The sequence below is a fragment of the Pseudomonas sp. GL_117 genome (genome assembly GCF_057835125.1).
Map to the genome: position 1 here is coordinate 2426083 of NZ_CM174418.1, position 13632 is coordinate 2439714.

General features: G+C 64.7%; 1 protein-coding gene and 1 pseudogene. Both read left to right on the top strand.

Translation table 11 applies throughout. The features are described 5' to 3' along the window. The first annotated feature begins 9 nt into the window (after positions 1 to 9). Positions 10 to 12585, top strand: a complete 12576-nt coding sequence (locus AC3ISR_RS11060) for a filamentous hemagglutinin family protein (RefSeq protein WP_489324742.1) — start codon at positions 10 to 12, stop codon at positions 12583 to 12585. 420 nt (positions 12586 to 13005) lie between these two features. Next, positions 13006 to 13369, top strand: a pseudogene (locus AC3ISR_RS11065) (transposase); the annotation flags it as partial. Positions 13370 to 13632: the final 263 nt, after the last annotated feature.

Here is a 13632-nt window from a genome sequence, read left to right on the forward strand (position 1 = left end):
AAGATCCAGATGGTCCGCTGCAAACCAACGGTTCACCGCAAAGCCCAGCCTGTGTTGTTGCTCAAGCCCCTGGCCCAGGCCATTGCCTTGTTGATGGTGGCGGGCAACGCCCAGGCGGCGTCGGCGTTCAGTTCCGGCTGGTTTGCCGACAAGGGCGCGTCCCAGGCGGCCACGGCGGCGCGTACCAGTGGGCAGGTGTCGGGCATTCCGACCTTGAACCAGCAGGCGCGGGCCAATCAGCAGTTGGCGCGTTCGATCAGCACGCTGAACACCAGCGTCGCGGCGATTGCCGCGCAGCAGGCGGCGCAAGCGGCCGGGCGGCAGGCGGCATTGGGGCAGGTGTCGACGATTCCCGATGGCTTGGGCAAGGGCGGCTTGCAGGTCGACAACAGCCTGACCCAGGGCTGGACGAACGCCAAGGGCCCGACCCAGACCCAGGCCGGCGGCAAGACCACGGTGAACATCGAGCAGACCGCCGACAAGGCGATCCTCAACTGGGAGACGTTCAACGTCGGGCGCAACACCACGGTGGACTTCCAGCAGCAGTCCAACTGGGCGCTGCTCAACCGCGTCAACGATCCGAATGCGCGCCCGAGTGAAATCCAGGGCCAGATCAACGGCGCCGGCACGGTCATGATCATGAACCGCAACGGCGTGGTGTTCAGTGGCACCAGCCAGGTCAACGTGCGCAATCTGGTGGCGGCGGCGGCGAACATCACCGATGAACAGTTCACCCAGCGCGGCATTTACGTCGATACCAACGGCACCCAGCCGACGTTTACCGATGCGGCCGGCAAGGTTGAAGTCCAGCGCGGCGCAGTGATCCAGACCCACAACGCCGCCACGTCCACCGATGCCGGCGGCTATGCCTTGCTGCTTGGTTCCGAGGTGGACAACGCCGGTACGATCATCACCGCCAAGGGCCAGACCACCCTGGCGGCGGGTGACAGCTTTTACATCCGCAAAGGTGTCGGCACCGCCGGCAACGAGCGTTCCACCACCCGTGGCAACGAAGTGGCGGCTGGCCTCAACGCTGGCAGCACGGCGGGCAAGGTCGGCAACAGCGGCCTGATCATGGCCTCCACCGGCGACATCACCCTGACCGGCCACCAGGTCGCGCAGAACGGCGTGGCCCTGGCCAGTACCTCGGTGGATACGCGTGGGACCATCCACTTGCTCAACTCGGCCACTGACACCACTGGCAGTGTCACCCTGGGCGAAGGCAGCACTACCGCGATCCTGCTGGATGCCAGCGCCAGCACCGCGCTCAACAGCCAGCAGGCCAACGGCCTGAGCAAGTTCGATGGTCTGGCCGCCAATCTGATCAACGGGCAGTTCAATCACCTCAGCGCCGTGGCCGACCGCAGCGACCAATCACGGGTCGAGATCGTCAGCGGCGGCACGGTGGACTTCCAGAACGGCTCGATCACCCTCGCCACCGGCGGCCAGGTCGCCGTCAGTGCCGGGCAACGCAGCCTGGTGCGCGACGGCGCGAAGATCGATGTGTCGGGCGCGGTCGGCGTCAAGGTGGCGATGGAAGCCAACAACATCAAGATCAACGTGCAGGGCAACGAGCAGCGCGATGCGGTGGTCAACCGCGATGGCGGGCAACTGATCAACAACGACGTGTGGGTCGACCTGCGTGAGCTGGTGTTTGTCCCGGCCGGCACCAACGGCTATACGACGGATCGCTGGTACACCGCGGGCGGCTTGCTCGAAGTCGGTGGCTACCTCGGCACCCAGGGCCACTCGGTGGGCGAGTGGATGGCCCAGGGCGGCACCGTGACGTTTACCGGCAAGGACGTGGTGACCCAGCAGGGCGCGCAGATCAACTTGTCGGGCGGCACCGTGGATGTGCAGGCCGGCAAGATCCGCCTGACCTGGCTCAAGGGGCCGGACGGGCGTTTGTACGAACTGTCGAAGGCACCGGGCGACATTCTCTACTCCGGCGTCTACAAGGGTTTTGAAGACACCAGTGCGCGCTGGGGCCAGACCGATTACTACTACAACCCCCTGATCGCCCAGCAAAGCCGCCAGGAGTCCGGTTACACCGTGGGCCGCGATGCCGGCAAGCTGGTGGTCGGCACCTCAGGCGCGGTGTTGGAAGGCCAGATTCTCAGCGACGTGTTCCAGGGTGATCGCCAGACCCGGGCACCGGCGCTCAACCTCGACGGTTATCAGCAATCCCAGAAAGCGCTGGCCCAGCGGGCGCAGTTGATCATCGGGCAATACACGCCGATCTATGACAAGACCACCGGCACCCTGCGTTATGGGCTGACGCCGATGGCGGAGCAGGTGCTGATCGAGCAGTCCGCGCAAAAGATCGCCGCCGGTATGGACTTGAGCACGGCATTGCCCGCCGAGCGTCAAGGCGCGGTGGTGCTGGACGCCGATCAACTCAATGGCTTCCAGCTGGGCGCGATCAAGCTCGGTGCCAAGCAGGGCATCGCCGTCAATGGCGCACTCAATGTCGCCGATGGCGGCGACATCACCCTCTACGCACCGCGTGTCGAGGTGAACGCAAACCTGACTGCCCACGGCGGCAGCCTGAATCTGGGCAACGTGCTCAACCAGGTCAATCTCAACGGCAACAACGCGGTGGCCGACGTGATCCTGGCGGGCAGCGGGCAGATCGACGTGGCCGAGGGTGTCAAGCTGGACGCCTCGGGGCGCTGGAACAATCTGCTGCTGGACCCTGCCGGTGGCGGCAACGGTGTGGCGTACGTGAACGGCGGCAAGGTCTCGCTGCGCAGCAGCGGCGATGTGAGCCTTGGCGCGGGCAGCCTGGTGGAGGTGTCCTCCGGGGCCACGTTTGGCGTCGATCGCAGTGTCAACGGTGGCAAAGGCGGCAGCGCCACCCTGAGCGCCCTGGGCGCGTTGAGCCTCCAGGGCGAGGTGCGCGGTTACGGTGTGAGTGGCGGCGGCACCCTGGCCTTGCAGAGCCAGAAGGTGTTGATTGGCGAAAGTGCCGATCCCCTCGCCACCGGCACGTTGCAATTGGCCGGGGACTTTTTCAACAAGGGCTTTTCGGCCTACGACATCACTGGCAATGAAGGGCTGCTCGTCGCCGACGGCACCCAGGTCGACGTGACCGTGCCGGTCTTGCACCTGGGTGACCAGGCGAGTACCACGCCCAGTGGCAGTGACCCCGCCAGCGCCCTGGCGCTCTGGCTGCCCGAGTTGTATCAGCCGGACGCCGTCAAAGGCGTGTTGACCCCCCGGCGCGGCGCCAGCTTGAACCTGACCGCCGGCAACCCGTACATCACGGCTGACAAACTGGCGACCACGGCCCTGACCGTCGGCCAGGGTGCGGTGATCAACGTCGACCCGCGCCAGGCCATCAACCTGCGCAGCGTTGGCCAGTTGACCCTAAACGGCACACTCAACGCCTGGGGCGGCAACGTCAGCCTGGGCGGCCTGGCGGTGACCCCGCAGGTGCTGTTGCAGGCGAATGCCGAAGGGCATGGCCGCTCGATCTGGCTGGGTGAACACGCCGTGGTCGATGTGTCGGCCCGCGCCGTCAGCGCCGTGGACAACCAAGGGCGCCGCTACGGCGTGGTGGACGCCGGTGGCAAGATCCGCATCGGTGGCGATCTTGATCTGACCACCGGCGTCGCCAGCGCCAGCGACCTGTTTGTGGTGGTGCGTGACGGGGCGCGCCTGGAAGCGTCCGGCACCCAGGCCACACTGAATGTAGCGGGGCAGGGCACGGTGCAGGTCGCCAGCAACGGCGGCACCATCAGCCTGGCCTCCAACAACGGCCTGTACCTGGATGGCAGTTTTGTCGCCCGCGCCGGTGGCGTGGGGGCGGCGGGTGGTAGCCTGGTCGTCGCGTTGGAGAGCCCGAACTACCTCAAGCAGTACGCCAGTAACCGGGTACTCAACGGCCGCGAGTTGATCATCAGCCAGACCCACCAGCCTCTGAGTCTGGCGGACACCGCCGAGGCCGCCGCCGACAGCCTGGTCTATGGGCATGCGCGGCTCGGGGTGGACCAAATCAGCGCGGGTGGTTTTGACAACCTGGCGCTGATGAGCAATGGCCTGATGAGCTTCGATGGCGACGTGAACATCGCCATGGGTCAGAGCCTGCGCCTGTTCAGCGCCGCGTATAACCTCAGTGAAGGAGCCGCCGCTGGTTCACGCATCAACCTATCGGCGCCGTATCTGTTGCTGGCCGGTCTGACGTCGCAGACCCTGGACCCGAACGTGCGCCCGACCATCAACCTGGGCAAGCCGTCCCAGCTCGCCACGACGGCGCAGTTCAATGCTGGCGGTGCTCTGATTGATGTGCGCGACAACGTGACATTTGGCATGAAGGGTAGCCTGCGCCAGGCCGACGCCAGCTTGCTCACCGTCGAGCGGCGTGGTTTTGATCAGGTGAACCTCACCAGTCAGGGCGACTTGCGCTTCCTGGCGGGTAGCGTCGAAAACGCTATCGTCGCCGGTATCAACACGCAGTTGCTGACCCAAGGCGACATGACTCTGCGCGCTGCGCAACTCTACCCGGCCACCGAAGTCGGTGCGCGTATCGTCGCCGGCTATTTGGGCGATTCATCCACCGCTGCCCTTGGCCTGGATTTTGACCCCTTGCGCACGTTGACCATCGGCCGTGTCGGCAGCACCGATGCACCGCTGCCTTATTCGGTGTTCGGCCACCTGCAACTGGGTGCCGCAAACATTATCCAGGGGGGCGTGGTACGCGCTCCGCTGGGGCTGATCGATATTGGCAGCACGGGCAGCGAGCGCGTGCAGTTGCTGCCGGGCAGCCTCACGTCGGCGAGTGGCAAGGGCCTGGTGATGCCGTTTGGCGGCACGGTGGACGGCCAGGTCTACCGCTATAACGGCAAGCAAGTGGTGTTTGTCGGGCAAGGCGGGCTCAGTGCCAGCGGTCAGGATCTGGGGATTGGCGTGATCCTGGGCGGCAAGAACGTCGCCGTGCTGCCCGATGCCACCGTGGACCTGTCCGGCGGTGGCGAATTGCTGGGTGCCGGGTTTGTGTCCGGGCGCGGCGGCTCCACCGATGCGCGCTACAACCCGCTGGTGCAAGTGGGCGCCAACGGTGGGTTCAGCCTGCCGGGCCTGTCCACCAACCCGATCTACGCGATTGTGCCGGGGGGGCAGCCCGTTGCCGCGCCTGTGGCGGGGGAGGCCGGGGCGGTCACACCGTTGGTTGGCCAGCAAGTCACGATCGGCGCCGGTATACCGGGGCTGCCCGCCGGAACTTACACGCTGATGCCATCGACCTACGCGTTACTGCCCGGGGCCTATCGCGTTGAAATCAACGGTTTGGCTGGCTTGGGCGGCGATGGCGCGGCCCAATTGATGCGCAACGGTTCGTGGAGCACGGCCGGGCGCTTGTCGATTGCCAATACCGGAATCAGCGACAACGTTGCCAGTCAATTGATCCTGACGTCGGCCGATACACTGCGCCGCTATTCCCAGTACAACGAAACCAGCTATGCGCAGTTCGCCAGGGCGGACGCGGCAAAAATCGGCGTGCCACGCCCCATGCTTGAGGTGGATGCCAAGACCTTGAAACTGGCCTTGCGCACCGGTGGTGGTGCGGATGCATTTTCATTCCAGGGTATTGGCCGCTTCGGTGCAGCGCAGGGGGGTTATGGCGGTACGGTAACGGTAGTCGATACGACCCGTGGTGGCATTGAAGTAGTGGGCGCAGATCGGGCGGCGACCCAGGGTTTTGCAGGGATCACCTTGCGGGCTGACAGCCTCAATGCACTGGGGGCATCGCGCCTGGTCGTCGGGGGCATGACCAGCGTCACGTATGGCCAGTCTGGCAACTTCATCACGTTGGTGGATGGGGTGAACGGCGCCCGCAGCAACATTGTGCTGCGTGAAGGCGCGACGTTGGCTGCGCCTGAAGTGTTCCTGGTCAGTCAAACCGGCTCGATCGTCGTTGAGCAGGGCGCTTCGATCAACACTATCGGCCGAGGCAACGCGGGCTACGACGCCCGTGACGGTTTTATCTACAAGGTCACCAACATGCTGGCGGTGTCCAACGGCCTGCTCAATGTGATCGCGGCGCCGGGCGTTGGTGGCGAGGTCAGTGGGGGCATCAGCATCGGCACCTGTAGCACCAGCCCTTGCAGTGGGCAGACCGGGCTGTATTCCGAAGGCAGTATCGTCGCTTTGACCGACGCCTCGTTTGCACTGGGCGATCAAGTGCGCTACGGCACGCGTCACCTCAACCTGGGGGTCAGTGCGATCAACCTTGGCAGCGCCGCTGCGCTCGCCGCCGCAGAAGCCGCGAATCAACGGCCGGCAGGCCTCACGTTGTCCCAGGCACTGCTCGACCGTCTGCTGCAGGGCGATACCCAGTTCGGTGCGCCGGCCCTGGAGACCCTGCAACTCTCGGCCCGTGACAGCTTCAATTTCTACGGCAGCACCTCGCTGGATACTTATGACCCCCTGACCGGCAAATCGCGGTTGAGCAACCTGATGATCTCCACGCCGGCGATCTATGGCGCCGGCGGTGCCAACGATGTGGCCAGCATCCACACCGCCAACCTGATCTGGCAGGGCGCGACCAACCCCGCGGGTGCCGTGGTCAGCGGCGGCGCGGGCACCGGCAGCGGGCGCCTGGACATCAACGCCGACCGCATCGAATTCGGTTACGGCAGCTTTGCCCAGCCGAGCACGACCCTGAACTTCGACCGCCTGGCGCTGGGCTTTGCCAACGTCAATCTGAACGCCAGCGAACGCATCACCGCCAATCACAAGGGCAGCCTGTCGGTCTATCAACAGCAGGGTGCCTATGACGCGGTGAAGGGCTTCACCTACACAGGCGGTAACCTGAATATCCTCACGCCGCTGATGACCGGTGCCGCTGGCTCAGTCAACCGCATCACTGCCGGTGGCGCGATTGATGTGGCGGCGTCTGCCGGGGCACGCGGCAAGGCCGAGGGGCAGGGTGCCCAATTGTCCTTGAACGGCGACAGCATTCGTCTGGCGGGCGCCGTGGTGCTGCCGAGCGGCAAGGTCAGCCTTGCAGCGCGGGGTGATGTGCAGTTGACGGACGCGGCGTTGATTGATGTCGCCGGGCGTGCGATCACCTTCAACGATGTGACCAAGTACGGCTGGGGCGGCGACGTCACCCTCGACAGCCGCACCGGCAATATCCATCAAGCGGCAGGCTCGACCATCGACCTGTCGGCCCAGTACAACCAGGCGGGTACGCTGCGGGCCGTGGCGCTGGATGCGGCGGGCGGGGTCGTCGACCTGCAAGGCACGCTCCTGGGCAGCAGCAGCGGCTACTACGACGCGGGCGGCACCTTGATGCCGTATCTGGCGGGCAGCGTGCAGATCCAGGCCCAGCGCCTGGGCAGCAGCGGTGCGCTGGACCAGCAGTTTGCCGACCTCAATAGCCGCCTCAACGTTGGGCAGGTGTTCGGCGCGCGCAGCTTCCAACTCAAGCAAGGCAACTTGACCATCGGCAACGGCCTCAAGGCCGGCAACATCAGCGTCTCGGTAGACAACGGCAGCCTGCGTGTCACTGGCCTGGTGGATGCCAGCGGTGAACGCGTGGGCAGCATCAACCTGGCGGGCAAGCACGGCTTGAGCCTGGACGGCAGTGCCGTGCTGGATGCCCACGGCAGCAAACTGCGGGTGGACAGCTACGGCAAGATCATCGACTCGCCGAACCGTGCCATGGTGGTGCTCGGCTCCGGCGACGGGCGCTTGAGCCTCGCCGATGGCGTGCGCATCGACCTGCGTCACGGCACCGCCGGTTCGACCCACAACGACGGGCTCGCGCGTGGCAGCCTTGAATTGAACGCGCCACGGCTGATCAATGCCGATGGCAGCAGCAATGACATCGACATCGACGCCCGTGGCCGCCTGGCAATCCAGGGCGCACGCTCGATCACGCTCAACGGCATGGCCACATACGACGATGCGCCCGTGATCACCGACCCGACGGCCAGCGGGCGACCTTATCAGCAGATCGACCAGGCTTACCTGGACGGCAAGCACGCATTGAGTACAGCGTTTATCAACGCGGCCTTGCTCAACTCGGACTTGCTCAACAACAAGCTCGCCGGGCTCAACAACAGTACGTATGCCGATACGTTCCATCTGCGCCCAGGGGTGCAAATCGTCAGCAGCACCCCGGACGGTGACCTGGTGGTACAGGGCGACCTGGACCTGTCCGGCTATCGCTACGCCAGCCTCAACCCGCACACCCGGCAGACCTCGGTGTACGGTTCCGGTGAATCTGGCAGCCTGACCCTGCGCGCGGGCGGCGACCTGAGCATTTACGGCAGCATCAACGATGGTTTCTCACCACCACCGGAAACCGTGGATGACAAGGGCTGGGTATTGTTGCCCGGCAAAGACTTCAGCGGCGGCGATATCGTCGTGCCGGGCAACGGCGTGACCCTGGCCGATGGCACGGCGTTCCCGGCGGGCAGTACGTTGAACTACGACCTGCCGATCAAGGGCCTGACGGTGGCAGCCGGCACGCGCTTGCCGGTCAGCGCCGTACTCAATCAGGACCTGGTCTTGCCGGCGGGCACGGTGTTGGCGGCCGCTGTACGGGACGCTTCGGGCAATGTGCTGTTTGCCGCTGGCACCCTGCTTGGCGCGACGACCACATTGCAAGCCGGTACTCAACTGGACGCCGGTACGTTGCTCAGCCAGGGCACGCAATTGATGAGCATGGTCTGGCCTAAAGGCGTGCCATTACCCCAGGTTCACCAGGGCTCGCTGACCAGCAGCATCGTGTTGCTGGACGGCGCTCGCGCCTTGCCACGCGGGGCGTTGATTCCCGCTGGCACCAACGTCAAGTTGCCGAGCGGGGTGGACTCGATCCAGTTACGTCCGCAAGTGGCGGGGCGCCAGGGCAAGCTCTGGGCCATCGCACCGATGCTGGCCGAGGGTTCGCAATCCTGGTCACTGCGTCTGGTGGCGGGCGCCGACACCGACGCGGCGGACAGCCGTATCCTGCAAGCCCATCCGCGCAGTGGCGACTTGCGCCTGGCGGACAGTCACTACGGCATGTTCGCCAAGGAACTGCCAGCTACCGGGGTGCAGACCTGGACCGCGTTTGCGGTCCAGGACTTGGCTGCCAACGGCGTGATCGTCAAGGAAGGCGACCCGATCGACCAGAAGATCCTGGATGATTTCCAGTTGGGAGCGATTGCCGATTTCTGCGCGAGCTCCCCGAATTATTGCAAGATCAAGGTCAGCTACGTCTGGACCGAATATGCGGTCCAAGACTTGGCCGCCAACGGCGTGGTCGTGACGGTGGGTACCGTGATCGAGCAAAGCATCCTGGACCTGTTCGGCATACCTTCCGTAGACGAATTCTGCGGGGGCTCGCCTGCCTACTGCCTCGCCCAAGGTGGCAAGCAGTATGCCTCGACACCGTCCAGTACCCGCTTCAGCGTGCTGCGTACCGGCACGGGTGACCTGGAGCTGTTGAGCGCCGGCGACCTGAGCATGGACTCACTTTATGGGGTCTACACCGCAGGCACGTCCTCCGTCGCGACCCAGGCGGGCGATCCCTACAATCAAGCGCGGACCCTGGGCCGCACTAACACCGTCCTGGCCGATCCTGCCAGCGCCTACGAAAAGTTTGTCAATGGTTCTGCCGACAGCCTGTACCGCGCCTGGTATCCCGATGCCGGCGGCAACCTCACGCTGAACGTCGGCGGGAACCTGACGGGCAATATCACCGGTATCTCCGAGGGCATCGCCGGGCGGCCTGATCCCAAGGATCGTGGCTACGATTCCGCCAGCGTCGGCAACTGGTTGTGGCGTCAAGGCAGCGCCGATGTGGCCACCGGCGGGCAGGCCCAACCCACGGCCTGGTGGATCAACTTCGGCACTTACGCCAGTACCCCTTCGGTCGATCAGATGCTCGGCTTCACCGGCTTTGGCACCCTTGGCGGCGGTGACCTGGATGTCAACGTGCGCGGTAACGCCGGGTTGCTGGACAGCCGGACCAACAGCGCGCTCGATCCCGGTTTGAACCCGCGTACCCAGGGCCTGGTATTGGCGGTGGGCAGCACCGGCCGGATGGCCAACGACGGCAGCCTGGTGCTGAACGGCGGGGGAGACTTGCGGTTGCGTGTCGGCGGTACGCTCAACCCGGTTGGGGTGCAGACGACGGATTTGCGCAACGGGGTACTGGTCAACGTGCGTGGCAATGCACAGGTGCAAAGCGGCGCGGTGGGCGGTATCAATCTGACTTACGGCAGCACGACCACACAGCACAGCCCTGGCGAAACGCGCGCATACGATCCGTTAAAGGCCACCCGTGGCATACCGTTGGGCGGAATTACCCTGGTGCCGGGTGACGCCACGTTCAACCTGGCGGCGGCCGGCGATCTGGTGGTGCAGAATGTGCTCGACCCGGGCCGGGGCTCGGTGGCGAACAAGTCCGCGTTTACACGGGGAGCCGAGCGGGGTGTAGGGGACAGCTGGTTCACGTTATGGACGGATCACACCGCGATTGATCTTTTTTCGGCTGGCGGCAATGTGACGCCGAATGTCAGCGGCACTCCTTCTGATATGGCGATCGTGTATCCCTCGATCCTTCGAGCAACCGCCGCCGGTGGCAGTCTCTACTATGGACGAGCGGTGCGAGAATCCTCGATTGATGCTGGCTACCTCTCTAGCCTTCTGCTCGCCCCAGGCGCCAATGGCGAGTTGCAGTTCCTGGCCAGCGATTCGATTTACGCGGGCGGCATGTTCGTCACGCCGTCTGCGGCCAACCCCGGCATCATGGCCACCCCTTGGCGGCCGGCATTCGTCGGCACGATCAACGGCCAGACAGACGCCGATAGCCACAATATCTCCGACAGCAGCGGCCTGGTGTCGGGGGGTAGCGTTATCGGTAGTATTCCGCGTCCCTTGTTCACCTTTGGAGCCCCGACGGCCTCTGCGGCGGGGTATGTGCCGAATGCCCCGGCGCGTTTCTACGCGTTGAGCGGTGACCTGATTGGCGTCAGCAGCGGCAGGGTGATTACTTTCTCCACGACGGCTGGAACGCGCAACGCGGGACAGGTCTGGTACGAGGGCAACGGCGCGGTGTGGATGATGGCCGGGCGCGATGTCGTCAGCAGCGGCAGCGCGTTCAACAACACCATGGGACCGGACTCGGAGCGGCAAACCGGCAACCTGTTCATCCACAACAACCCCAACGATATTTCCATCGTCTCCGCCGGTCGCGACATTCTCTACAGCAACTTCCAGGTCGCCGGTCCTGGTCTGCTGGAGGTGACGGCGGGCGGCAATATCCTGATGTCCGGGCGGGATGCGGCGGGAGGTGGCGAGGTCAGTGTCACCAGCCTCGGAGCAGTCGTGGCAGGCGATAACCGTCCAGGCGCAAGCATCGTGATGCAAGCCGGTGTCGGCCCCAATGGCCCGGATTACCTGCGTTTCGTCGAGCCCTACCTGGACCCCGTCAATCTGGCGCAAGCCGGCGAGTCGATCCAGGGCGCCAAGGTGGCCAAGACCTACGAAAACGAGTTGGTCACCTGGCTCGCCGAGCGCTTCGGTTTTGTCGGCGATAGCACGCAGGCGTTGGCCTATTACAAGGCGCTGCCTGCGGAGCAACAACGGGTGTTTGCCCGTGACGTGTACTTCGCCGAACTCAAGGCCGCCGGCCGCGAGTACAACACCGATGGCAGCGTGCGCCAGGGCAGCTACCTGCGTGGGCGTGCCGCCATCGCCGCGCTGTTCCCGGACAAGGACGTGGCCGGCAACCCGATCACCTACAAGGGCGACATCACCCTGTTCGGCAGTTCGGGCGTGCACACCAACTTCGGTGGCGCGATCCAGATGCTCACCCCGGGCGGCAGCCAGACCTTCGGTATCGAAGGCGAGGCGCCACCGTCCACGGCGGGGGTGATCACCCAGGGGGCTGGCGATATCCAGCTGTATTCCATGGGCAGCATCCTGCTGGGCCAGAGCCGCATCATGACTACGTTTGGCGGCTCGATCATGGGCTGGACCGCCGAGGGCGACATCAACGCCGGGCGCGGTTCCAAGACCACCGTGGTGTACACGCCGCCCAAGCGTGTCTATGACAACTGGGGTAACGTCAGCCTGTCGCCGTCCGTGCCGAGTACCGGCGCGGGGATCGCCACGCTCAACCCGATCCCGGAAATACCGGCGGGGGACATCGACCTGATCGCACCGCTGGGCACCATCGATGCGGGCGAGGCGGGCATTCGGGTGTCGGGCAACGTCAACATCGCCGCGTTGCGCGTGGTGAACGCGGCGAACATCCAGACTCAGGGCAAGTCGTCCGGGGTGCCGGTGGCGGCGGCGGTCAACACCGGCGCCATGAGTTCGGCCAGCGCGGCCGGAGCGGCGGCGTCCCAGGCGGCGGAAGAGGCGGCGCGCAGCCAGCAGGCGGCGGCCAAGCAAGGGCGGCCGTCCATCGTCACCGTGGAGGTGCTGAGCTTTGGCACCGAGCCGGTAGAACGCGGCCCCGAAGACGCGCCGAAAACCAGCGGCTACAACCCCAACAGCCCCGTGCAGGTGCTGGGCGCCGGCCCCTTGAGCGACCAGGCACGGGCGCGCTTGACGGATGAGGAGCGCAAGCAGATCAGTTTGTAGACTTTTTGAAGGACCTCTCGATGTACTTTTGGGGCGATCACTGATCGCCCCGTTTTTTTGTGGGCGATGTGAAGCAAGAGGGTGGGCGCAGATCCAAATGTGGGAGCGGGCTTGTGTGGGAGCGGGCTTGCTCGCGAATGCGGTGGGTCAGTCAGCACATGCATCAACTGATACACCGCATTCGCGAGCAAGCCCGCTCCCACAAAAGCTCGTGCACATATGTCCTTCCGTGCCGGGTCCTGAAAATTGCCTCCGAATCAATCCCAAATGAAGCTTTCATGACAAAAGTTCGGTAGCTCCCACCCGCGCCTGTCTGTCCTATGTAACGCGCTGGATACGATCAAAAGTCGTTGTCGAAGCCGTCAGCAGGACGCCAGGAGTGGGGCAATGGGAACTATGGAACGTTACTCGAAAGTCGGCATGCAGGAGCTCGATCAGCGCCTGTCGAAGATCGTCGAAGCCGCGCGCAAGAAGCCGGTTTCGGTGTACCGCTATGGCGCGCCGTGGGTGTGGATCGTCTCCCAGGACGATTGGCAGGGCGCCTTGAAGGAAGTGTCCAGCTTTATCCCGGCAGGGCATTCGCTGGTGTTGCTGCGCCCGCAGATCGATGAGGTGCTCGACAGCCATCGCGACTGGCTCCAGCCCGAGCCGGGCATGCTGATTGCGCCGCACACCGTGGTGCACATCCTCCTGTTGCAACTGCTGTATTCGGTGCCCAGCGAGCAGCAACTGCACGAGCAGCTCAATTACAACCTGCTGTTCCGCTGGTTCGTCGGCCTCGACCTGAACCAGAAGGTGTGGGGCATTCACGTCCTGCAACGGGACATCGCCAGCGTGCTGGGCAACCCGCGGGCGGTGCAGTTGATCCAGACCATCATCGGTGACGTGTTTTGTGGCGCCTTGCTGCACATGCCGGAGTTCTCGCTGAATTTCGCCTTGCTGCACACCTGGCTGGCCCGGCACAGCCATCTTTCGACAACCAGCAATTGAGCAGGCCAAACGCCGTGCAAACGGCGACGGTGCAAAAACTTGGAAAGTTAGGGGGCG

Coding starts and splice junctions, on each gene's coding strand:
- AC3ISR_RS11060 (WP_489324742.1), top strand. CDS start 10: ATGGTCCGCTGCAAACCAACGGTTCACCGCAAAGCCCAGCCTGTGTTG.